This is a genomic window from Chitinophaga sp. 01L420 (assembly GCF_056399985.1).
The window spans coordinates 57,819-80,593 of the sequence record NZ_JBFTSK010000034.1 but is presented as its reverse complement, the minus strand read 5'-3'; the positions used below and the strand labels follow the sequence as shown (position 1 = coordinate 80,593).

The window sequence follows — 22,775 nt, the reverse complement described above, 5'->3', positions numbered from 1 at the left end:
GTCTTGAAGGAGTACATAACCCAATAACACTGGACCCCTTATGGTCTAACTCAAGTTTTTACCGCATAAAAGCAATTGATAAAACGATTGATAAAGGCACTGTTAGCAATGCAGGCGTTGATTGGGTTGAAATCCGTTATGCTGAAGTATTAATGAATTATGGTGAATGCGCCAATGAAACAGGCAACACTGCAGTAGCACTGGATATATTAAAACAAATCAGGGCCCGCGCAGGTGTGTTGGCAGGCATTGCCGGTAACTATGGTATTACAGCCGTGCTGCAGCCTGATGTGCGCAAGGCGTATCAAAAAGAACGTTTTATTGAGTTTTGTTTTGAAGGCAAACGCATGAATGATTTACGCCGCTGGAAAATGTTTGATTACCTGAGAGCGCTTACCCAACGCCATGGAATCGCGGTGTTGCTGAAACCCGGACAATCGGATGTAAGCCCTATGTCGGATATAAACACGGTATGGAACAAATTTACTTCTACTGTTATTCCAACAGATGCGGTTAACATAGCCATCAAGGATCAATATTACATTTACGGTATTCCAAAATCCATTCTGGACAGGAATCCATTGTTCAAACAAAATAGTAACTGGGGTGGAGAATTCGATCCCCTGCAATAACTTTTCATTTAAGTGGTTTGACCGGTAGTTAGAAAAAAAGGGGGGATCTCAAAGCAATTTTGAGATCCCCCCTTTTAACAAATAACGGTTATCTATACGCCGTCCGCTTTTATCTGCGACAGCAATTTCTCGAGGTTTACGGTGGCAAATCCGGAAGCATAATCGGACAAGCCATACGGAATAATGAGTTCATCGTTGTGGATCATAGACCCGCAGGAGTACAGTACGTTGGGAACATATCCTTCGCGTTCGTCCTTATTGGGCATCAGCAGGGGCTCACGTAAGCGACCTATTTCTATGCCCGGGTTTTCCAGGTCCAGGAGACTGGCACCAATGCAATACGTACGCATAGGTCCTACTCCATGTGTAATCACCAGCCACCCTTCCGGTGTTTCAATGGGAGAGCCGCAGTTACCTACCTGTACAAATTCCCACGCATATTTAGGTGTATGCAGTATTTGCGGGTTTTCCCAGATATTAATTTTATCCGAATACATAATATATCCATTGATACCATCAATACGGGAGATCATAACATATTTGCCGTTTATTTTGCGTGGAAACAGCGCCAGGTTCTTGTTCTGTGCGCCTTCCCCATACAGTGGCATGATCTTGAAATTATAAAAGTCTTTCGTTTGCAGCAGCTTCGGCTGGATAGTAATTCCATCATAAGCGGTATACGTAGCGTAGTAGGTGATACTACCGTTTTCGCTGGTATACTTCACAAAGCGGGCATCTTCTATCCCCCTGCTTTCTGCATCAGAGTAGGGAAAAATAACACGATCGGACAGATCTGTATCCAGAGAAAAATTCAGCTCATAATAAGAATCTGCCAACCATAAAATCCTTTCCAGTCCTTTTTTCAGCAGGTGATCTACCTGGAAACGCTGCTGCATTTCCCGGATCACTTTCTTGAGGGCGAGGTATTCAAACTGGTCGGGGAGGCTATTTTGTACTTCCTGCATGACTGAATCAGGCAACCTGATAGAAGCAGCGTTCTGGAAAAAAGTATTTTTCCGGTAGATGCAGTTGCGGATAATTTCCGCTTCATCTACGTAATTGCCCGGAGCTATCAGGGAAATTTCATTGTTCTTATCAATGATACCAGACCTGAAGGCAATGGAGGACACGTGTCCTTCTCCCACGGCGCGGAAGCTCATAATCACACGTTTCTGTCCTTCTTCCAAACCGCTCTGATCTACATCTTCGATGAGGGAGGGATTAAAAAAAGCAGCAGATTCAATAGAATATTCGTTGGTAAAATAGGAGCCTGTCAGTAATTTCCGTTTAAGCGACAGTCCTTCATAATCAATCTGCAAGCCGGGATACAGGTGTCGCAGCCGGTCTGCATGTCTTTCAAAAATTCGGGTAATATTCCTGTGGCGTCGGGAAAATTCTCTTAGTATAGGCATAATCGTTATGTCTACCTCCGGATCGCTCATAGCAGCTACCAATTGAATGATAGATTTAGCCCTGGCCTCTCCATTGAAAAAAAATCTCGCTACTACGCGCTTCAGATCAGGATAAATCTTTGTGGATTTCCGCTCTATTGACAATCGCATGTTTTTCGTTTTGTTAAATACTGAATCCGTCTTCCAGGACAACTCCCTTTTTAACAACAACAATGCCGTCTTTCACCGTATATTTCTCAAAGTCCCCATCAGCCAAGTGTTTCCCGCCATTTATATGTACGCCGTTTCCGATGCTGCAGTTTTTATCGATGATGGCGTTATTAATAATACAGTTCTCTCCAATGCCCATGGTAGGTCGTCCTTCCGCCCTGGCATTTTCAATTTCTTCCAGGGTCTGATAGTAGTCGCTACCCATAATATAGGCATTACTGATTTCAGAGCCTTTGCCGATCCGGGTACGTATACCTACCACTACCCTTTCGAGGCGGTTTGCCATTATAATACAACCATCTGCAATCATTGTTTTCTCCATGGTACCGGAAATTTTTGCCGGAGGCAGCATTCTGGCCCTGGAATAGATGGTTTGAGATTCGTCAAAGAGGTTAAATAAAGGGATTTCATCAGTCAGCCCGATATTGGCTTCGAAAAACGACTCGATATTACCGATGTCTGTCCAATAGCCTTCATACTGGTAGCTGAAGATCCTCCGTTTGGCTTCAATAGCCTGTGGAATGAGCTGTTTACCAAAGTCCGCAGCTTCCGGCTGGTCATTGAGCATATCAAAAAGTACCTGTCTGTTGAAGATATAGATCCCCATGCTGGCCAGGTATACACGGCCTTCTTTGTGCATTTCTTCACTTACTTCGGAAGCCCACGGTGGCAAAACAGCCTGGGAAGGCTTCTCGGTAAAGGAAACGATAGCGCCTTTGTCATCTTCCTTAAGAATACCAAAATCAGAAGCATCCCTGGCATTTACCGGAATGGTGGCAATAGAGATCTCCGCACGGGTGTCGATGTGGTGCCGGATCATCTTCTTAAAATCCATCTGGTACAACTGGTCACCGGATAAAATGAGTATGTATTCAAACTCAAAGTTCTCCATGTGATGAATACATTGTCTTACCGCATCCGCTGTACCCTGGTACCAGGTAGGGTTATCGGGCGTTTGTTCAGCTGCCAGGATATCCACGAATCCCTTATCAAAATTGCTGAAGTGATAAGTGTTCTTGATATGTTTGTTCAGGGAGGCCGAATTAAACTGTGTCAATACAAAGATGCGGTTCAGTTCAGCATTCAAACAATTGGAGATGGGAATATCCACCAGTCTGTATTTACCGGCTAAAGGCACCGCTGGTTTTGAACGGCGACGGGTAAGCGGATACAGGCGGGTGCCGGCCCCTCCTCCGAGAATAATGGATATTACATCGTTAGTCATAATGGGAATTGGTTTTAGAAAGTCATCATTCAATATTCTAAACTATTTCATACTGCTGTACATGTCAATGTAACGTTGTGCAGAACTGCCCCAGGAATGATCAATGTTCATGCCTCTCCAACGTACTTCCTCCAGATGCGTGGCATCATGATACAATTCTATCGCCCGTTTAACCGAGTAACAAACATCCCAGACACCTGCCTGGTTAAAGCGAATCCCCACCCCATCTTTATCTCCAAAGTCTGTGACAGTATCTTTCAATCCCCCGGTGCTGCGCACCATCGGAACCGTTCCATAACGCAGGGCATACATCTGATTCAGCCCGCAAGGCTCTACCCGTGAGGGCATCAGCAGAAAATCACTGCCCGCATAAATAAGRTGGGATAAAGATTCATCGTACCCGATATGTACATTGAAACCATAGCTCACCAACTGACGCGTTTGCTGCAATGACCACTCAATATGTGGTTCCCCACTCCCCAGAACGAGGAAGCTGACTTCTCCCGGCAGTTCGTGCAGCGAGCGCCCAATGATTTCAGGTAACAGGTCTGCCCCCTTATCTCCTACCAGTCTGCCTATAAAAGAGATCAGCGGCAAAGAGGCATCCAGTCCGAAGCGCTCACACAGCAATTGTTTATTTTCTTCTTTACCGGCTACAGCGGTATCAATATCAAAATTCCGGGCCAGCATGTGGTCAGTGGCGGGATCCCATACCAGGGTATCAATTCCATTCAGAATCCCTACCATCTTCGCTTTTTCCTGGCTGATCAGGCTTTCGAGGCCATTGGCGTTATAAAACAGTTCTTCCAGGTAACCCGGCGAAACAGTGGTCACGCGCCAGGCACATTTGATAGCCGCTGCCAACGGATTTATGGCCCCGCCCCAATCCAGTAAGCCTGCCTTCCACAAGTCAAAAGACGGGAGCAGGTACAGCTTATCCCATCCAAACTGGCCCTGGTATTGTGCATTATGAATAGTCAGTACTGAAGGAATATCTTTCAGCCGGGCATATTTGTAACAATAATTCAACAGAAAAGGGATTAACCCGGTATGATGATCGTGGCAATGGATCACATCCGGCTGATGCTGCCATTCGTTGATCCAGTCCAGCACAGCCACCTGGAAGGCCAGAAAGCGTTCTGTATCATTTGGGTAGCCATATACACCAGGGGTATCGAGCAAACCGGGAATATCCACCAGGTACAGGTCGAAACCCAGTTCGTTGCTGCGTTCTTTTAATACGTTGAAATGGTACCAGTCGTGCCCCAGCCACATACCAGCCTGATGTACCACATCAAATTCGTGGGTGTCATAATACTTTGTCCGGTAGGCGGGCACCACTACCTTGGCAAAATTTCCTAACTGGTGCTGATATTTGGGTAATGCCCCCACCACATCACCTAGTCCACCTACCTTGGCTACCGGGTAACATTCCGCGCTAATGTGTAAAATCTCCATGCTAAATAATTGATAATCTTTATTAAGTTACCTTGGAAAAATAAGAAAACAAAGGGGGAGACGGAATTTATTTTAACGTGAATTTTTCCGGCAACCAGTTAGATAGATTTTCAGGTTTGACCGGATTCTTTTTGATTTTGTATGATTTAAAAAGATGCAGAAAGACAACTATAAATATTTTATCATCTGACTTCGCTCCTCTTTGCCATCTCTTTATAATGCTTGATCCCACACCAGATAAAAAACCAGGGTCGTATATTTGTATTCGTTATTGTCATGTGTTCATCCTCTAAAAGCGCCTGTTATGGATTTTGGTCGTGTTCCTACTCCCGAATTATCAGACATCGATTTTAAATTGCCTGCAGAACCTGCATTTAATAAGAAGGTATTGAAAGGCAAGCCTGTCAAAAAACCGCTGGCCTACCTGGGCTGTGCCAAATGGGGCAGAAAGGAATGGATAGGAAAAATATATCCCAAAGGTACCAAGGAGGCCGATTTCCTCGGGGAATATGTAAAACACTTCAACAGCATAGAACTCAATGCCACCCATTACCAGATATATGGACCGGCTACCATTTCCAAATGGGATGTAAAAGCCCAGGGCATGGATTTTAAGTTCTGCCCCAAAGTACCTCAAAGCATCAGTCATTTCAGCAACCTGGTAAGCGCGGGCGACAAAACCACTTCTTTCCTGGAAGGCGTGCTGGCATTCGGTTCCCACCTGGGACCTATTTTTTTACAATTGAGTGATAAATATGGCCCGGCCAAACGGGAATACCTATACGAATACCTCGCCTCCCTGCCGAAAGACCTGCAGTTTTTTGTAGAACTGCGGCATAAAGCCTGGTATGAAGATGAAGCCGTACGCCTGGAACTATTTGAAAAGCTCCGGGAACTCAATGTAGGCATCATTATCACCGACACCGCCGGCAGAAGGGATGTGGCACATATGTACCTGACCATCCCCAAAATATTTATCCGGTTTGTAGGCAATAGCCTGCATCCTACGGATTATACCCGGATCGATGACTGGGCCAACCGCATCAAATATTGGCTGGACAACGGTTTGAAGGAAGTATATTTTTTCATGCACATGCACGACGAAGCCAAATCCCCAGAGCTGGCCGTATACCTGATTGATAAGCTGGAAGCAGTTTGCGGCCTACAAGTAAAAAAGCCCCAATTTGTAAAAGAATAGTGCTTTTTTTGACGAATACATTACAAGGCATGAAAAAGCCGGACTGAAATATTAATTTCGCCCTTTCAAAACCGGTACTAAAAATGATGCGCGACAAGCTAGAGCAATTGGCCCAGCAACTGAAAGGCAAGCTTTATACAGACGATACCATGCGAACACTTTATGCCACTGATGCATCGGCATACCGTGAAATGCCGCTGGCAGTAGCTATTCCGCAGCATATCGATGATCTGAAGACACTGATCAGCTTTGCGCGTGAAAATAAAACCTCCCTGATCCCACGTACGGCCGGCACCTCACTCGCCGGACAAGTAGTGGGCAACGGAATCATTACCGACGTATCCCGCACCTTTACCAACATACTGGAATTTAATAAAGAAGAAGGCTGGGTACGTGTACAGCCGGGTGTGATCCGCGATGAACTCAACATGTTCCTGAAACCACATGGCTTTTACTTTGGCCCGGAAACCTCCACGGCCAACCGCGCCATGATAGGTGGCATGGTAGGCAACAACTCCTGCGGCTCCAACTCCGTGGTATATGGCAGCACCCGCGAACACCTCCTGGAAGTAAAAGCCCTGCTGAGCAACGGCGAAGAAGTGACCTTTGGCAGCATGGACGCCGAAAGCTTCCACCAGAAATGCGAAGGCCCGGATACCCTGGAAACGAAAATCTATAAACAGATCCGTAGCACGCTGAGTAACCACAGCTACCAAACCGAGATCAGGAAAGAGTTCCCAAAGAAAAGCATTCCCCGCCGCAATACCGGCTACGCGGTAGACATGCTGCTGGATACCAGCCCCTTCACCGCCGGCACAGAAGATTTCAACTTCTGCAAGCTGATAGCAGGCTCTGAAGGTACCCTGGCTTTTCTGACAGAAATAAAACTGCATGTAGATCCCCTGCCTCCCAAAGAAACAGGCCTGATCTGCATTCACTTCAATAATATTGATGAGTCACTCCGCGCCAACATCCTGGTGATGGAATACAAACCCAGCGCCAGCGAGCTGATTGACCATTATATACTGGAATGTACCAAGGATAATATCGAGCAAAGCAAAAACCGCTTCTTTGTGCAGGGAGATCCCGGCGCTATCCTGGTAGTGGAGTTTTGCCGCAACACCCGCGAAGAAGTAGTGGAGATTGCCGGCAGACTGGAAGCCACCCTGCGCGCAGCAGGACTCGGTTACCACTTTCCCCTCCTCTTCGGCGACGACAGCAAAAAAATATGGGCACTCCGCAAAGCGGGTCTGGGCCTGCTCAGCAACCTGCCCGGCGATGAAAAAGCCGTGCCGGTGATTGAAGACACCGCCGTAGCAGTAGAAGATCTGCCTGACTTTATCCGTGATTTCAACGATATCCTGCAGCAATATAAACTGTACGCCGTCCACTACGCACATGCCGGTAGCGGTGAAATTCACCTCCGTCCCATCATCAACCTGAAAACAGAAGAAGGAAATTTACTGTTCCGCAAAATCGCCGAAGAAATTGCCACCCTCGTTAAAAAGTACAATGGCTCCCTCAGTGGAGAACATGGTGATGGCCGGCTTCGGGGCGAATTCATCAAACAGATGGTCGGCGACAAAAACTATGAACTACTACGACAAATTAAATATACCTGGGATCCGGAAAACATTTTCAATCCCAACAAGATCGTAGACACACCGTCTATGAATAGTATGTTGCGCTACGAGCCGGGACAACAGGTACCGGAAATAAAAACCATCTTTCATTTCCCGCAACAAACCATGCTGCAACATGCCGAGCAGTGCAACGGCTCCGGTGATTGCCGTAAAACACAACTGAGCGGCGGCACCATGTGTCCCAGCTATATGGCTACACGGAATGAAAAAGATACCACCCGCGCCAGGGCCAATATCCTCCGCGAATTCCTGACACATAGCAACAAAGAAAACCGCTTTGATCATAAAGAAATTTATGAGGTGCTGGACCTTTGTCTCGCTTGTAAAGGCTGCAAATCAGAATGCCCTTCCAATGTGGATATGGCCAAACTGAAGATGGAATTCCTGCAGCATTATTATGATGCCAACGGCGTACCGATGCGGGCTAAAATGATCGGCAACTACTCCAAATTATCTGCACTGGCAGCTATTGCACCGGGAGTATACAATGCCATGATCAATAATTCTTTTACCGGAGGCATCATCCGTAAATTCGCCGGCTTTGCCGCGAAACGCTCTTTACCAGGCCTGCACCACACCACCTTACGTAAATGGTTCAACGAAAAATGGCCCAAAGAAAAGCAAGGTGCTACCGGTAACAAAAAAGTGTATCTTTTCTGTGACGAGTTCACCAACTATAATGATACTGCTATTGGTATCAAAGCCGTACAACTGCTGCATCGCCTGGGCTATGATGTTCAAATGATTGCACATCCGGAAAGTGCCCGTGCTTATATGTCGAAAGGACTGCTGCGCAAAGCGCGCGAATATGCAGAAAATAATGTTCGTATATTCAGCAACGTTATTAACGAAAACATACCGCTGCTCGGCGTAGAACCTTCTGCCATACTGAGTTTCCGGGATGAATACCCAGACCTGGTACGTGAAAATTTACGCACAGCCGCCAAAGCACTGGCAAAGCATGTGTACCTGATAGACGAATTCCTGGCAGCAGAAGCAGACAAAGGACATATCACTGCCGCACAGTTTACCAGCGATAAACAGCATATCAAACTACATGGCCACTGTCAGCAAAAAGCGTTGTCGTCTGCACTGCATAGTAAAAAAATGTTGTCACTGCCGCAGAACTATTCTGTGGAAGTAATTCCTTCCGGTTGTTGCGGTATGGCGGGGTCTTTCGGCTATGAAAAAGAGCACTATGACCTGAGTATGCAAATAGGTGAAATGGTGTTGTTCCCGGCGGTGCGTAATGCTGCCACCGGTACTATCATTGCCGCTCCGGGCACCAGTTGCAGACACCAGGTAAAAGATGGAACAGGGGTGAAAGCGTTGCATCCGGTGGAGATATTGTATAATAGTCTGGTATAGCGCGTTCAGACCTTTCCTGTATACACCTTCGTTTCATAATGAAACTTCACCATGCCCTGTTCCTGGTATTTCCAGAACAGGTCTTCCAGGGCTTTGATCATGTCTTCATACACAGGGTGGCCTTTTTCAGGCGCATAGGAAGAAGACAACAGTCGTCCTTTCAGCGCGGCAAAATCGAAGATCTGTGCATTTTGAAAAGTCTTTTCGTGGATGGTGTCGGGCTGAAAAAACGCGGCTAACTGTGACGTCCCTACGTTTCTGTGTTGCATGTCTTTATAATCGGTACCAAACTGGTGCAGAAGCTTTTCGTAGCCCTTTTCGAAAGGCAGTTCCGCCTGTCTTACGTTCCACATCAGTACAACATGGGCTTCTTTGCGGCCTATGCGTCTGAATTCCGCAGCGGTAGCGGTTTGATCAAACCAGTGAAAAGCGGTACCCGCAACAATCAGGTCTATAGATGCTGCGGGCAGGGTGGTATGTTCTGCTGAACCGGCCAATGCGGAAAATCCCGGATAGCGTTGCAGTAATTGCTGCGACTTCTCCCTCATTTCTGCATTGGGTTCTATCGCATACACCTTGTTACCGTTATCGAGGAAAGGCTGGGCAGAGATGCCGGTACCGGCGCCAATATCCGCCACGATGGTATCGCGTGTTAAACCCACTTCTGTAGCCAGATATGGAATAATGGCCGCAGGATAATGCGGCCGGTATTTTACATAGTTATCTACCCGTGTGCTAAAACGTTCCGTATTTTTCATGATAATGAAGTTAGGGTTATTCTCCTAAACCTTTAGGTTTCTTGTCTTCATTACCATTCGCTTCCAGGTCGGCCAGTTTCTTTTTGCCATAAGCCATCTTGGTGATGAGTACATACAATACCGGTACCGTGAAAATACCCAGTAAAGTAGCGGCCAGCATACCTCCTACTACGGTGAAGCCTATATTAACACGGGAAGCAGCACCTGCACCTTTCGCCAGACACAGTGGCAACACCCCTAATATGAAGGCAAAGGAAGTCATGAGAATAGGACGTAAACGCAGCTTCACCGCTTCCAGCGTAGCGTCCAGCAATGGCATCCCCCTGTCTACACGCTCTTTACAGAACTCAACGATCAGGATGGCATTTTTCGCAGCCAGACCAATCAGGGTAATCAAACCAATCTGAGAGTATACGCTATTGGCCTGTTTGGTTAACGACAGTGCCAGGATAGAGCCAAATAATGCAATAGGTACCGCCAGCAATACGGAGAACGGAACCGACCAGCTTTCATACAAGGCGGTGAGCAACAGGAATACAAACAGGATAGATAAAGCGAAGATGAGCACACTACTGTTACCTGCTTCAATTTCCTGTAATGATACGTTGGCCCACTCGTAACCAAAGTTTTCAGGCAATACTTTAGCCGCCACCTCTTTCAGTGCATTGATGGCATCACCACTGCTATAGCCTGTTTTACTATCTCCATCAATTTCAACGGAACGATACAGGTTAAAGTGATTGATTACCGGCGCACCTGCTGATTTTTTTGTGGTGATCAGTGCGCTGAGCGGCACCATCGACCCCGTGTTATTTCTGACATAATACGTACTCAGGTTATTGATGCTGGTACGGTATAATGAATCTGCCTGCAACACCACGCGGAAGCTACGGCTGAACTTCGTAAAGTCATTAACGTAGAGCCCCCCGAGGAATGTCTGCAGCGCATTAAATACATCGCTTACGGCTACACCGAGTTGCTTACATTTATCGCGGTCTACATCCACATTAAACTGTGGGGTATTGGCGCTGAAGAAAGCATATGCCCTGGCAATTTCCGGCCGCTGATTGGCTGCCATGAGGAACTGCCCCATTACCTGCAGGAACTGATTGATGTCCGGATTACTTCGTTGTTCCAATATAAAGGAGAACCCTCCCGAAGTACCCAAACCACGCAGCGTAGGTGCCGGAATACAAATAATATTGGCCCCTATAATTCTGCTGGTCGCCATTTGTATACGGCCTAATACAGTGCCTATATTGTCGCCATGCTTATAACGTTCATCCCATGGCTTGAGGCTCACGAAAAAAGTACCGGAGTTAGGTTTGGTGGCATTGGCCACGAAGTTGATACCGGTGATGCCGAAGAAATGTATAACGGCACTATCTTTCAACAAAATATCACTGATCTGTGCTACCACTTCTTTTGTTCTTTCTGTAGAAGAGGCCTCCGGCAGTTCCAGTGCTATATACAGGGCGCCCATATCTTCCTGGGGCACAAAGGTAGTTGGTGTTTTCTTGAAGAGGAAAAAGGCTACGGCAAATATGATTCCCATGATAATGAGTACCACCGGAGTTTTGCGGATAGAGAACATCACGCCTTTTCCATAGTTATTGGTTACCCGCGTAAACCATTCATTAAATTTAAAGAAGATCTTATTCAGACCATGTGATTTTTGCGTAAGGTGTGCAGGTCTTAACAGGATGGCCGTCAATGCAGGTGTAAAGGTCAGCGCCAGGAATGCCGACAACAACACGGAAAAGGCGATCGTTAAGGCAAACTGCTGATACAATCGTCCGCTTACACCAGGAATGAATGCCACGGGCACAAATACCGCTGCCAGGATGAGTGCGATGGCGATTACCGGTCCCTGTACCTCCGACATGGCCTTAAAGGTGGCATCCCGGGGCGACATCAGGTCAGCATCAATATGATGCTGCACTGCCTCCACCACCACAATGGCGTCATCCACCACAATACCGATGGCCAGCACAAAACCAAACAGAGTCAGGGTATTGATGGAAAAGCCGAGTAGCTGGAAAAATATAAAGGTACCTATCAGGGAAATCGGAATTACCAGGATAGGAATAAGTGTGGCCCGCCAGTTCTGTAAGAATATAAATACCACAATCACCACGAGGATCAGGGCTTCGATAAATGTCTGGATTACTTCCTCAATAGAGATCCGCACAAAGGACGTGGTTTCAAAAGGCACCAGCCAGTTCACATCTTCCGGAAAATTCTTTGCCATATCCCCCATCTTGGCCATTACCTTGTCGTTTACATCCAGCGCATTGGCGCCGGGAGACAGGTAAATTGCCATACCACTACCTGTTTTACCATCTGCTTTTGCTTCAATGGAATAGGTAAAAGATCCGAGGTTGATACGGGCTACGTCCCGCAGTCTGACCAGGCTGCCGTTTTTACTTTTAGCCACTACTACGTTGCCGAATTCATCTGAAGTAGCCAAACGGCCTCTCACACTTACCGTATATTCAAATGCCTGTGAATGACTCATGGGTGGTGCACCAACACTACCGGCAGGTACCTGTTGGTTTTGTTCGCTGATAGCAGCGGCGATATCACCTGCAGTCAGGCCGAGGGCGGCCATCTTATCAGGGTTCAGCCATATGCGCATACTATAATCCTGTGAGAAAGCATTCACATCACCTACTCCTACAATACGTGCCAGCTCAGGTTTCAGGTAAATGTTCATGTAGTTATCCAGGAACTCGCGGGAGTGCTTTCCTTTGGGAGAGTTTAACGCAATTACCATCAACATATCGTTGGACCGCTTCTTCACCGTTACGCCTACACGCCGTACTTCATCCGGTGTACTTGGCAACGCCAGGCTCACACGGTTTTGTACATCCAGCGTAGAGATATCGGGATTGGTACCCAGGTTAAAGGTGACGGTAATACTCATAGATCCATCGTTGGCACTCACGGACTGAATATACATGGCGCCGGGGGTACCGTTTACCTGGTTTTCTATGGGAGTGGTCACTGTTTCTTCTACCGTAGTGGAGTTGGCTCCTACGTAATTGGCCCTGACATCTGTTACGGGTGGTGCTATATCCGGCAACTGCGCAATAGGTAGGTTAAACATGCAGATGAGCCCTACAATCACAATGATGATAGCAATTACGATAGTAGTATTCTTGCGCTCTATAAATGTTTTTGAGATCATACTGTGATGGTGATTTAGTATTATTATTTTCCTGCCGGTGCTCCTGCAGGTGCTCCTGCTCCCGCAATATTGACAGTGTCTCCGGGTTTCACCCGCTGTATACCTTCCACCACTATCCTATCGCCGGCTTTCAATCCGCTGTTGATCAACAGCATGGTATCGGTAATGGCTCCAGGCACAATATCCCGGGCCCCAATCACATTGTCTTTGCTGATCGTATACACGCTGGTTTCAGATAAATTCTGGATCATCGCTTTAGCAGGGATAGCCAGCTGGGTAGCCGGTGTACCATACTGCATCACTACCACGATGCTCATACCTGATTTCAGCATATCATCTTTGTTCTGAAACACAAGCCGCACACGAACAGTTCCGGTTTGGGCATCAACGATATTATTGATCGTCAGCACTTTTCCTTCTTCTCCGTATCGGGTACCATCACCAAACTGAATAAAGAATTTTTCATCTCCCTGTCCTTTCTGAATGCGGAGAAATTCCGGCAGCCGGGACTGTGGAATATCCATATCGGCAAACATGGGATGTTCGTTGACGATGGTGTTGATCAGTGTTTGGCCGGCATTCACGATATCCCCTACTTTAATCTGGACGATACCTATTTTACCGGTTACCGGTGCTTTTACGATGGCATGGTTCACGTCCGTACCCGCTTTGGCCACAGATGCTTTGGCGGCGGCCACATTGGCCTGCGATGTCAGCATGGCTGTGTAGGCCTGGTCTACCGTTTGTTTGGAGATAGCATCATGCTCCAGCAGGGACTTATATCTTTCGTAATCACGTGTTTTCTGTGCCAGATCGGCTTCCGCCTGTTGCTGGGTAGCGGCTACCTGACCATATGCAGCGGCAGCACGGCTTCTGTCTATATCATATAATGCCTGCCCTTTGGTAACGTTACTACCGTCTTGCACCCGGATGGCTTCGAGGTAGCCGGAAACATCCGGGCGGAGTTCCACTACATCATGAGCCAGAAGGGTAGCAGGAAATTTTTCTGCCACAGTATAAACGGCAGGAATCACTTCCGCAGCTACCACCGTAGGTTTCATCTTCCCCATCATAGCGGCCTGCTGCTGTTGCTTTTTGCTGTTGCCACAGGCTACACAGAGTATCATTCCTGCCACATAAAAGGTCCGCTTGTTATTTATTAGATACATATGAGAAATTAATTGCGAATTACGAATACAAAAAAGCTAACTGCTTATTTAATTTTGCCCATGGCTTTATCGAGTTCTGTTTTACTGATCAGTGTATTCAGCAGGGCCTGCACATAATCAACCTGCGCCTGTTTCAGGTCACTTTCTGCTGAGGTAACATCCAGACTGGTGGCCACTCCCTGTTCAAATTTGAGTACGATGCGATCGTATATTCCCTGGGTAAGCCCCATATTGGTTTTCTGTGTTGCAAACTTTGATCTGTTGTTTAGATACAGGGTATTAGCATTGGTCACATCCAGCTTGATCTGTTGGCTCAGATAGTCCAGGTCATTTTGCGACTTTTTTAATGTTATCTTGTTTTCCCGGATCTGATGTAGTCTTTCCGTACCGGCAAAAATGGGCCAGGTAAGACTTAACCCAAGCGCAGAAGCACCGTAACCGGTTTTATACAGGTCTCCGAAAGTGGAGGCGAAGTAATTATATCCATAGTTGACATAAGCATTCAACGTGGGCAGATATCCCAGCCGCTTACTTTTCAGGTTCAGTTCATTCAGTGCAATCTGGGTGGTTTGTATGCTGTATTCAATTCTATCCTGCACCTGGTAATCAATGGTATCTGAAATAAATGAGTCCACATTCAGGTCCTGCACTGTTTCGGTGAGGGTGAGCTTTGTTTCCTGCGGCATGCCCATCTGGAACTTCAATAACTGCATCGTATATACGAGAACCCGTATCTGGGTTTCAATATCTGTCACCACATTATTATAGGACACCTGTATTCTGTCTACGTCTACCCTTTCTGCCACGCCTACATCGTAACGGGCTTTGGTATCCGAGAGGGTTTTGCTCAGCTGGGCCATATTGGATTTTGCCAGCCGGATATTTTCTTCATTGGCCAGCACCGCATAATATGCTTTGGTAATGGCYACCCTGGTGTCTATTTCTGTACGTTTATAGGTCTTTTGCGACAAGCCTCCATACACCCTGGAAGCTTTCAGTCCCAGGAAGTAATCACTGTTAAAAATGGCCTGGTCTACCTGACCCGTAACCCCGGAAGACCATTTGGTGCCAAATTGCACCGGGATCTTTTTATCGTAGTTACCACTGGCGATATCCGGAATCAGGGAGGTCTGTAGTTTGAGGTTATCTACCAGACTTCCGTTAATATTTACGTGGGGTAATAACTTACCGGTAGCTTCTTTTATCTGTTCCTGGGAGAATTCTACATCCAGCCGGGCATTTACCACATCATTCTGATGAGCGAGTCCGTATTGTATGCAATTGACCAGATTATAAGCATAGCTGCCAGGCTGTGTAGTATCCACCTGCCCGTAAGCTGCTGTTATTCCTGACAATAAAAGAAGGGTGAAGAGGAAAAAACGACAATGCATACTTATTACTTTGAAAGTATATGATGATTGATAAATACTTAACAACAAACAGGTAAAAAGGTTGAGCGGATATTGTCTCTTTTCGGGAGGCAGTATCCGGCAAATGCATGGTAAAGGCTAATAGCTGTCAGCTAATAGCTATTTTCGTATCTTTCGGAAAAGTTATTGTTAACTATGTCTATGTCTGTTATAAAAGAACCCAAACCGCTTCATCGTGAGTTTGAGCTGGAACGATTGATCCTTTTCAGCGATGCGGTGTTCGCCATTGCCATTACTTTACTGATTATTGAAATCAAATTGCCGGTTCTTCCCGAAAAAATGCCTGCCAACGGCTACTGGGATCTGCTGCAGCCGACTGTTATTGAATTTCTGATGTTTACTGCCAGCTTTGTATTTATTGGCAACTTTTGGGTCCGGCATCTTCATTTATGCCGCTTCCTCCAAAATTACAACGAAGGATTGATTCATCGCAATCTTTTCTTTTTATTTTTTATTGTGTCGTTTCCATTTTCGACTTCGGCGATTTTGCATACGAGCGCTCATTTTATGTTGCCCTTCTTTATCTATCTGTGCAATCTCACGGGCTGTCTGGCGGCTTTATTCTGGATCAGCTACTATGTTTTCCAGAAAAATCCAAACCTGGCAGTACAAGGGCATCATACAGAGAAGGAGTTATTATACCAGCGCTTTAAATACGGGTTCCTCACCATGGCAACGGGTTTTACCTTTATTGCAATGACCTATTTCCTGTATCCGAAAAATACTGCGTACCAGTGTGTCAGTTATATGATTATTCCGGCGCTGGGTTTGTTTAATTATTTCCGTTTAAAGATAAAAAAACGAAATACCCTTCGCCTGGTACACCGGGTGGAGAAACCAACTGAATAGATCGTCTATGATGGAACTGGACAAAAGGGAAGCACAATTACTCCGCCGGGCGATCAACACCTGGCAGAAAGAGCAGCTCATTACGGAGGAGCAGGCAGGTAAACTGCAGCAAAGCTATAAAGTAGTGAGTACGGATTGGCAAACAATTACCCTTTACATATTCATCGCTGCCATTTCCTGCGCACTGATGGCTTTTGGCTCGCTGGTGCTTGATGAAAAGTGGATAGAGATCATCCGGAAAAAGTTTTCGCTGACAGATAGTGTGATTGCCTTGCTATTTGCCGGGCTGACCATATTTCTTTGTTATGAGGGCTGGCGGCGTAATAAACATCAGCCGGTATTTTCTTTTAACCGGGAACTTTTCTGGCTGTTGCCCGTACTTAGTATAGGCGTGAGCGTGGTATACCTGGGCAAGAGTGTAAATTATTTCGATGGCAACTATGGTGCCTTCTGGTTGCTGGCAACCGCCTGTTACGGCGTGCTGGCCATTACGCTTCATTCGAGGCTGTTGTGGGCCGCTACCCTGTTGTGCCTGATACCGGCTTATGTAAAGCTCACCTACTATCTTACGGGGGATGCTTCTTTTTTCCTGGGTATGAACCTACCCTGCCGCATGGCCCTGCTGGGCGCTTTGCTGGTACTGGCGTCCTGGTTGTTACGTCTATTCAGAGTATATGCCCCCATCAAAGATATTACCTGGAGCGGCGGCTGGCTCCTGTTCATCATTTCCGGCTGGCTCATCTCCATTTTCGGCAACTGTGGCACCTGGGACGAATGGCAGCAACTACGACAGATACATTTGTTACAGTGGGTAATCATTTACACCCTGCAATGTGTGGGCATGCTGCTACTGGGCATCCGTATGAAAGATGACCTGTTGCGTGACCTCGCCGTTGTTTTTCTTCTACTGGATCTTTATACCCGCTACTTTGAATATCTCTGGGACCATACCAACAAAGGACTGTTCTTTGGCATACTGGCCATTTCCTTCTGGTGGGTGGGCCGGTTGATAGAGAAACGGATGAAGCGGGGGTGAAAGCCTGCGGCTTTTGTCTGTGAACAGGATGAAACTCATTTTTACTTTTTCATGGGAAAGCAATAAAATCATAAAAATCAGTTTCATTCTGTTCAAAGACAAGCACTGAAGACGCTCCCCTACGCTGCCACCACTTCTTTCACTTCCATACCATACCTGCCGGTATCACTGACACTCCAGTCATAATTACCGGTAATCCAGGAACGTAGTACAGATACATAACGGAGCAGCTCATAATCTCTTTCATCTCCTTTCAGCGGTAATAATTTTTCGAGGGTAGCAAAAATGGCTACTTCTTCGTTGTGCATCCGGGCCGCCTGGTTCACCGCATCCTGCAGACTAATTTGTCCGTGGTGCTGCAGCACCAGCACCAGGTTGTGTACATCGCCCTGCCGGGATTCTTTGGCACAGGAAAACAAATCGTTTGACCAGCATACAATGTTATTGCAGGCCTGTATCATGCGTTGCATCAATGGCTGTTCTATCACCGTGCGGGGGAGATAAATTTTTTCAATGATTTCAATGGCTTCGATATCTGCCAGGAGGGCGCCGGTGAAGGGGCGCATGTGTACATAATCTGCCAGCGAAGGAACGATGCCCGCTTCCCGGTTCTCTGCTTCCCAGATACAGGAAGTAAAATAATCATCCATACTGCGTATAAAGCGGAGGCGCCAGGCGGGGCTTCCGATAGCACGCATGCGATCCCAGATACTACTCAACGCAGCAGGCAGCGGGCCGCCGTTCTCTGGTGTTATCTGCCGGTTATGCTGCAGGATGTCCATGAATCCGGCCATCATGCTTTTCAGGTAGTCTGCCTTACGGCCGGCAGTGGCCTCATCACACTGGTCGTCTAAAATAAACAACCAGGTATTAAAATCAGCCACAATGCAAAGTTCATGCAGGGCTGCATCGGGGAAAGCCCGGGCCGCCAACCATGCAAAGCGGGCCTTATGAAAGCGGTGCCAGGCTTTTTCTGTGGTAAGCAGACCATAAAATTTCACCCAGGAGGCAACGTGGTCCTGGGCTTCGTTGACATGTTGATTAATTCCAGAAGGGAATGGATACCTGATGTCAGGCATTTGGAGAGTTGTCATGTGTCAGTCGATTTAATAGTTAATTATTGAGGGTAGTAAATAGCATAGGCGTTACCGGGCTTGTCCCGGTAAGGAGGCTAAAGGGCATAAAAATGACTGCCGTATCAAGGCAGTAAGCAGATAGGTGCTGTAAATTTCACTTCATTAAACCGCTCCGGTTAACAGCAAATTGGCATAGCTAAACAAAAACTAAAAATTATACACCGGCAGCATTGATCGGGATATTCATATACTGCAATACCAGTGGTAATGCACGATGAAACCAGATAGTAAATGAGGCTGGCTCTTTTTCCATTAATTCCATAATCTGACCGGAAGACAAATATTGGTAATCACATACTTCAGTTGGATTAGGATATATGTTGCCACTATAGGTACCCAGCAACACATGGTCAAATTCATGTTCGGTTAAACCATTATCAAATTCCGCTCTATAGGTAAACGTAAAAATTTCCTTCATGTTGCAATCGAAGCCCATTTCTTCCTGCAACCGGCGATGTGCGGCTGCATCTGTAGCTTCCCCCGGAAACGGATGACTACAGCAGGCATTGGTCCACAATCCTGCTGAATGATATTTTTCCAGCGCACGGCGTTGTAATAATATCTCTCCGGCATCATTGATAATAAATACGGAAAATGCACGGTGCAGCAATCCTTTACGATGTGCTTCCATCTTCTCCATTGTACCAATAACTTCATCTTGCTCGTTCACTAAAATTATGTCCGGTGATTTCATAGTATCACAAATATATTTTAATTAAACTTTTGGCAGACGGAAAATAGGATAAACTACAAAAAAACAACTCCCTTTACAGATATATATTGGTTGAATGGTTAACGACAATTACTTTAACGGTTACTACGCTAAATATATAGAAATTTCCGGACTTTTGCAGTATAACAACATCGATTATGGCAGAAGACTTACATATCATCAGGGGCGATAAAGCAGAACAATATACTTCACTGATCCCGCAAATAAAGGGGCTGCTGGAAGGAGAAACAGACCTCGTGGCAAACCTGGCCAACGTAGCCGCTGCGCTGAAAGAGCAGTTTGGATGGTTTTGGGTAGGATTTTACCTGGTGAAGGAAGATGAACTGGTGCTGGGACCTTTTCAGGGACCGGTAGCGTGTACCCGTATTCGTAAGAACAGAGGTGTATGTGGCAGCAGCTGGGCACAGGCTGCAACATTGATTGTACCTGATGTGGAAGCATTTCCCGGACATATTGCCTGCAGCAGTCTTTCCCGGTCAGAAATAGTGGTGCCACTGATCCGCAACAACGAAGTAAAAGCAATACTGGACGTAGACAGCGAGCACCTGTCCCACTTTGACACCACCGATCAGCAATTCCTGGAAGAAATTGTGGCACTGATTGTGTTATAACACAGCGAAATTTTGTGACATTGACTTATTGAAAAACCATTATGCTTTTTTTCCGTAAAAAAAATATCGAAACAATATTGCCGGCAGACTTGCTGGCGTTTATGGCCACAGATATTCATTCCCATCTCCTGCCCGGCATTGATGATGGAGTGCCTGATGCTGCCACATCGATACACTTTATAGATCAGCTGCAACAGCTGGGTATCAAAAAAATTATTACTACTCCGCATATCATGATGGATCGCTATCCCAATTCAACAGATACAATGGCGGGACCTTATCAGGAAGTAATAACAGCACTTAAACAAAAAGATATCCGGATAGATTTTAACTATGCGGCTGAATATTACCTGGATGAACAATTCATCCCCTTACTTCAAAAGCCATTATTAACGCTTTCCGGTAACCTGGTGCTGGTAGAAATCTCTTTTATGTCGGCGCCGATGCAGCTGGGTCAGTGGCTGTTCGATCTGCAGGCGGCAGGCTATCAGCCGGTAATGGCGCATCCTGAACGTTATTCCTATTATCACAAGGATATAGAACAATATCAGCAACTGAAACAACAGGGGTGTCTGTTGCAGGTGAACCTGCTGTCTCTTGTAGGTTACTATGGTAAACATGTGCAGCAGGCGGCAGAAAAACTGATGACGGCCGGACTCATAGATCTGATAGGTACGGATCTTCATCATGAAAAACACCTGAAGTCCATTACTGATATTGCCCGGAATACAAAGCTGAGAAGAATACTGGAAACTTATTCCTTCAGAAATAACACCCTTTAATTTACCGGACCAGCGTAACTACTCCTGTTTGCTTAAGTGCCTGCTGTTTACTATCTGTATAGGTAAGTACCCATACATAGGTGGCAGCTGACTGTTGTTGTCCCTTTAATTCGCCATTCCAGCCGCCTTCAGGGCTGGTAGTACTAAATACCAGTTGTCCCCAGCGGCTATAAACGTCCAGATGAAAATCATGGACATCGTCATGTAATTTTACACGAAACAAATCATTCTGCCCATCACCGTTTGGTGAAAATGCAGTAGGAACAAACACAGCACACTCTCTTATATTTTTGATTATTTCTGCGCTTCCATGTACCTGGCAATTATTTTTATCTTTTACCTGGTAATAGTAAGTGCCTGCATCCAGCTTACTCAAAATATTATCCGTTTGCCACTCATTTGTTTCCAGGCGGTAAGCATAGGGCGCTGTCCCTCCTGTTACATTCAATGCAATCTTTCCATCAATCGTACTGGTACAGCTGGTACCGGTTGTTTTTACGTCTGTAATTTCCAGCGGCAATGGTTCCTGCAGCTTTATATTTTCTACACTATTAGCACAGCCATGTTCATCTTTCACTCTTACCTGGTAACTTCCTGGTCTTAGCTCCTTAAACACTGGCGTGTAACTGGCATGATCACTTTTATTCAGATAATATTGATAAGGCGGTATTCCTCCTGTAGTATTTATCAATATCTGATTCTTATTCTCTCCACTACAATCAGAGGATATGGTAGTGACTTCACTTTTCAAATCCGTATTACGTATAGCAGTACTGGCGGTGGCTTGTGTTCCATTAGCAGCAGTAACGGTTACCTCATAGGTTCCTACATCCAGATTAGCAATACTGCTGGTAGTTTGCCCTCCTGGCTTCCATAAATAAGTATAGGGCGGTGTAACGCCTGATACATTCGCCGAAAGGCGGCCATTGGCTGCACCTATGCAGGTATGTTCCACGTTGAAAGTAATCTGAGGTACCTCCCGCATGGTGGCAGATAAATTATCCATCAATAAGGCGGAGCCGTATTTACTTTTATCACATTCCGCTGAAACATACGCCGCAAGAATAATATATTTAAAGCTCCGGGTAGTTGTGAACTGAGCAGTATGCCGCTGCCAATCCGTATGATAAAACTGTCCGGATCTCCATAACAGTTCCGTGGGTGTTGTGGGCGTATCACTTCCATAAATAGCCAAATCACCATAACATGCTCTGAAAATATACAAAGGGGCGTACGCCAGATCAAAGGAAAACGTATAGGTGCGCCCTCCTTTTAAATTGACCTCCTGAGAAATTCCCTCTGGTTCGTCTTTCCCACTGTGCAAACCAACGTAGGTAGCTCCGAGTGAAGCTGGTAAAGTAATCCCCAAAACGCCGGGTTGTATGTCGGGTGTATTAAAGGCGACAATCCAGTAGGGCGGTGCTTTTGTTTGTCCACGCACACCTTCCAGTGAAGGATTTTTAATCTGAATGTCCTGTGCGGATACATATTGTAACGAAAGAAGAAAGACAAGCAGAAGTATACTACTCCATTTTTTCAACCACCACAGGTGGGTTAAAAAAGTTGGCGCGCGGGTTTTCAGCACAGAATAAGATGCAGAAGATATGGTTTTCATAAAAATATTCACATTTCAAATAGCGAAGGCATAGCCTCGTAACGAACATTCTGAACATACAACGTTTTACATAGCCTGCTTGTTCAAGAATAACATCCTCACAAATGTAAAATTATTTTATATGTTTTCTATGAATAAAACAATTATTTAATAAATAGTTTTCCTCACTAAATAGGACGATAAAGAAAAATGAACAGATATGGTTATCAGATAATCTATAAGAAATATAAGGTTTCCGCTTATTGCGACTATAACGGCAGGTAGTATTAAAATATTATCCTGCATTGTAAAAGTAACGAAGATTTCAATTCGTAAAATAT

17 protein-coding genes are annotated in these 22,775 nt (G+C 45.9%); 7 read left to right on the top strand and 10 right to left on the bottom strand.

The window, feature by feature from the left end:
- The coding region (locus AC1DP6_RS26055; RefSeq protein ID WP_477057465.1) for a RagB/SusD family nutrient uptake outer membrane protein at window positions 1-632 on the top strand (632 nt) is incomplete at its 5' end.
- A 92-nt stretch (window positions 633-724) separates the two neighbouring features.
- Here AC1DP6_RS26055 and AC1DP6_RS26050 read toward each other — a convergent pair.
- The 3 genes from AC1DP6_RS26050 to AC1DP6_RS26040 are packed head-to-tail and all read right to left on the bottom strand — an operon-like array spanning window position 725 to window position 4,937.
- Window positions 725-2,194: a glycoside hydrolase family 130 protein gene (locus AC1DP6_RS26050; protein ID WP_477057464.1), complete on the bottom strand. Its 1,470-nt coding sequence runs from the start codon at window positions 2,192-2,194 to the stop codon at window positions 725-727.
- 13 nt (window positions 2,195-2,207) lie between these two features.
- Complete coding sequence (locus AC1DP6_RS26045; RefSeq protein ID WP_477057463.1) at window positions 2,208-3,479, bottom strand: glucose-1-phosphate adenylyltransferase; 1,272 nt, start codon at window positions 3,477-3,479, stop codon at window positions 2,208-2,210.
- Window positions 3,480-3,521: 42 nt separating this feature from the next.
- A complete protein-coding gene (locus AC1DP6_RS26040; protein ID WP_477057462.1) occupies window positions 3,522-4,937 on the bottom strand; it encodes a glycogen synthase in 1,416 nt (471 codons plus the stop codon).
- Between the two features lie 304 nt (window positions 4,938-5,241).
- On the opposite strand from AC1DP6_RS26040, the gene AC1DP6_RS26035 reads away from it, so the two are divergent.
- Complete coding sequence (locus AC1DP6_RS26035; RefSeq protein ID WP_441576247.1) at window positions 5,242-6,135, top strand: DUF72 domain-containing protein; 894 nt, start codon at window positions 5,242-5,244, stop codon at window positions 6,133-6,135.
- 83 nt (window positions 6,136-6,218) lie between these two features.
- Window positions 6,219-9,146, top strand: coding sequence for an FAD-binding and (Fe-S)-binding domain-containing protein (locus AC1DP6_RS26030; protein ID WP_477057461.1), 2,928 nt, complete (start codon window positions 6,219-6,221; stop codon window positions 9,144-9,146).
- A gap of 5 nt (window positions 9,147-9,151) precedes the next feature.
- Here the strand turns inward: AC1DP6_RS26030 and AC1DP6_RS26025 are convergent, their stop codons facing one another.
- Genes AC1DP6_RS26025 through AC1DP6_RS26010 form a run of 4 tightly spaced genes read right to left on the bottom strand, consistent with a single transcriptional unit; the run spans window position 9,152 to window position 15,654 of the window.
- Window positions 9,152-9,904, bottom strand: coding sequence for a class I SAM-dependent methyltransferase (locus AC1DP6_RS26025; protein ID WP_477057460.1), 753 nt, complete (start codon window positions 9,902-9,904; stop codon window positions 9,152-9,154).
- A gap of 16 nt (window positions 9,905-9,920) precedes the next feature.
- Entirely contained in the window at window positions 9,921-13,094 is a 3,174-nt protein-coding gene (locus AC1DP6_RS26020; RefSeq protein WP_477057459.1) for an efflux RND transporter permease subunit, read from the bottom strand.
- 23 nt (window positions 13,095-13,117) lie between these two features.
- Window positions 13,118-14,263, bottom strand: coding sequence for an efflux RND transporter periplasmic adaptor subunit (locus AC1DP6_RS26015; RefSeq protein ID WP_477057458.1), 1,146 nt, complete (start codon window positions 14,261-14,263; stop codon window positions 13,118-13,120).
- A 44-nt stretch (window positions 14,264-14,307) separates the two neighbouring features.
- Window positions 14,308-15,654, bottom strand: a complete 1,347-nt coding sequence (locus AC1DP6_RS26010; RefSeq protein WP_477057457.1) for a TolC family protein — start codon at window positions 15,652-15,654, stop codon at window positions 14,308-14,310.
- A gap of 180 nt (window positions 15,655-15,834) precedes the next feature.
- Between AC1DP6_RS26010 and AC1DP6_RS26005 the strand changes: the two genes are divergently transcribed.
- Together AC1DP6_RS26005 and AC1DP6_RS26000 are read left to right on the top strand one after the other, a co-directional pair.
- A complete protein-coding gene (locus AC1DP6_RS26005) occupies window positions 15,835-16,542 on the top strand; it encodes a TMEM175 family protein (RefSeq protein WP_477057456.1) in 708 nt (235 codons plus the stop codon).
- 7 nt (window positions 16,543-16,549) lie between these two features.
- Window positions 16,550-17,578: a hypothetical protein gene (locus AC1DP6_RS26000; protein WP_477057455.1), complete on the top strand. Its 1,029-nt coding sequence runs from the start codon at window positions 16,550-16,552 to the stop codon at window positions 17,576-17,578.
- A 119-nt stretch (window positions 17,579-17,697) separates the two neighbouring features.
- Here AC1DP6_RS26000 and AC1DP6_RS25995 read toward each other — a convergent pair whose 3' ends face one another.
- Together AC1DP6_RS25995 and idi are read right to left on the bottom strand one after the other, a co-directional pair.
- The gene (locus AC1DP6_RS25995; protein WP_477057454.1) at window positions 17,698-18,672 is read right to left on the bottom strand and encodes a terpene synthase family protein; all 975 of its coding nucleotides are present in this window, start codon (window positions 18,670-18,672) and stop codon (window positions 17,698-17,700) included.
- 196 nt (window positions 18,673-18,868) lie between these two features.
- Window positions 18,869-19,408 (bottom strand): isopentenyl-diphosphate Delta-isomerase, encoded by a 540-nt coding sequence (gene idi, locus AC1DP6_RS25990; RefSeq protein ID WP_477057453.1) that lies wholly within the window; start codon window positions 19,406-19,408, stop codon window positions 18,869-18,871.
- 176 nt (window positions 19,409-19,584) lie between these two features.
- On the opposite strand from idi, the gene AC1DP6_RS25985 reads away from it, so the two are divergent.
- On the top strand, window positions 19,585-20,058 hold the full coding sequence (locus AC1DP6_RS25985) for a GAF domain-containing protein (RefSeq protein ID WP_441576237.1): 474 nt from the start codon (window positions 19,585-19,587) through the stop codon (window positions 20,056-20,058).
- Between the two features lie 41 nt (window positions 20,059-20,099).
- Window positions 20,100-20,840: a tyrosine-protein phosphatase gene (locus AC1DP6_RS25980; protein ID WP_477057452.1), complete on the top strand. Its 741-nt coding sequence runs from the start codon at window positions 20,100-20,102 to the stop codon at window positions 20,838-20,840.
- A gap of 1 nt (window position 20,841) precedes the next feature.
- Here AC1DP6_RS25980 and AC1DP6_RS25975 read toward each other — a convergent pair whose 3' ends face one another.
- Window positions 20,842-22,455 (bottom strand): T9SS type B sorting domain-containing protein, encoded by a 1,614-nt coding sequence (locus AC1DP6_RS25975; protein ID WP_477057451.1) that lies wholly within the window; start codon window positions 22,453-22,455, stop codon window positions 20,842-20,844.
- Window positions 22,456-22,775 lie beyond the last annotated feature (320 nt).

Excerpts from the sequence above, each read along its gene's own strand:
- AC1DP6_RS26050 (WP_477057464.1), bottom strand. The coding sequence starts at position 2,194 with ATGCGATTGTCAATAGAGCGGAAATCCACAAAGATTTATCCTGATCTG.
- AC1DP6_RS26005 (WP_477057456.1), top strand. The coding sequence starts at position 15,835 with ATGTCTGTTATAAAAGAACCCAAACCGCTTCATCGTGAGTTTGAGCTG.
- AC1DP6_RS26030 (WP_477057461.1), top strand. The coding sequence starts at position 6,219 with ATGATGCGCGACAAGCTAGAGCAATTGGCCCAGCAACTGAAAGGCAAG.
- AC1DP6_RS26045 (WP_477057463.1), bottom strand. The coding sequence starts at position 3,479 with ATGACTAACGATGTAATATCCATTATTCTCGGAGGAGGGGCCGGCACC.
- AC1DP6_RS26035 (WP_441576247.1), top strand. The coding sequence starts at position 5,242 with ATGGATTTTGGTCGTGTTCCTACTCCCGAATTATCAGACATCGATTTT.
- AC1DP6_RS26025 (WP_477057460.1), bottom strand. The coding sequence starts at position 9,904 with ATGAAAAATACGGAACGTTTTAGCACACGGGTAGATAACTATGTAAAA.
- AC1DP6_RS26020 (WP_477057459.1), bottom strand. The coding sequence starts at position 13,094 with ATGATCTCAAAAACATTTATAGAGCGCAAGAATACTACTATCGTAATT.
- AC1DP6_RS25980 (WP_477057452.1), top strand. The coding sequence starts at position 20,100 with ATGCTTTTTTTCCGTAAAAAAAATATCGAAACAATATTGCCGGCAGAC.
- idi (WP_477057453.1), bottom strand. The coding sequence starts at position 19,408 with ATGAAATCACCGGACATAATTTTAGTGAACGAGCAAGATGAAGTTATT.
- AC1DP6_RS26000 (WP_477057455.1), top strand. The coding sequence starts at position 16,550 with ATGATGGAACTGGACAAAAGGGAAGCACAATTACTCCGCCGGGCGATC.
- AC1DP6_RS25975 (WP_477057451.1), bottom strand. The coding sequence starts at position 22,455 with ATGAAAACCATATCTTCTGCATCTTATTCTGTGCTGAAAACCCGCGCG.
- AC1DP6_RS26015 (WP_477057458.1), bottom strand. The coding sequence starts at position 14,263 with ATGTATCTAATAAATAACAAGCGGACCTTTTATGTGGCAGGAATGATA.
- AC1DP6_RS25995 (WP_477057454.1), bottom strand. The coding sequence starts at position 18,672 with ATGACAACTCTCCAAATGCCTGACATCAGGTATCCATTCCCTTCTGGA.
- AC1DP6_RS25985 (WP_441576237.1), top strand. The coding sequence starts at position 19,585 with ATGGCAGAAGACTTACATATCATCAGGGGCGATAAAGCAGAACAATAT.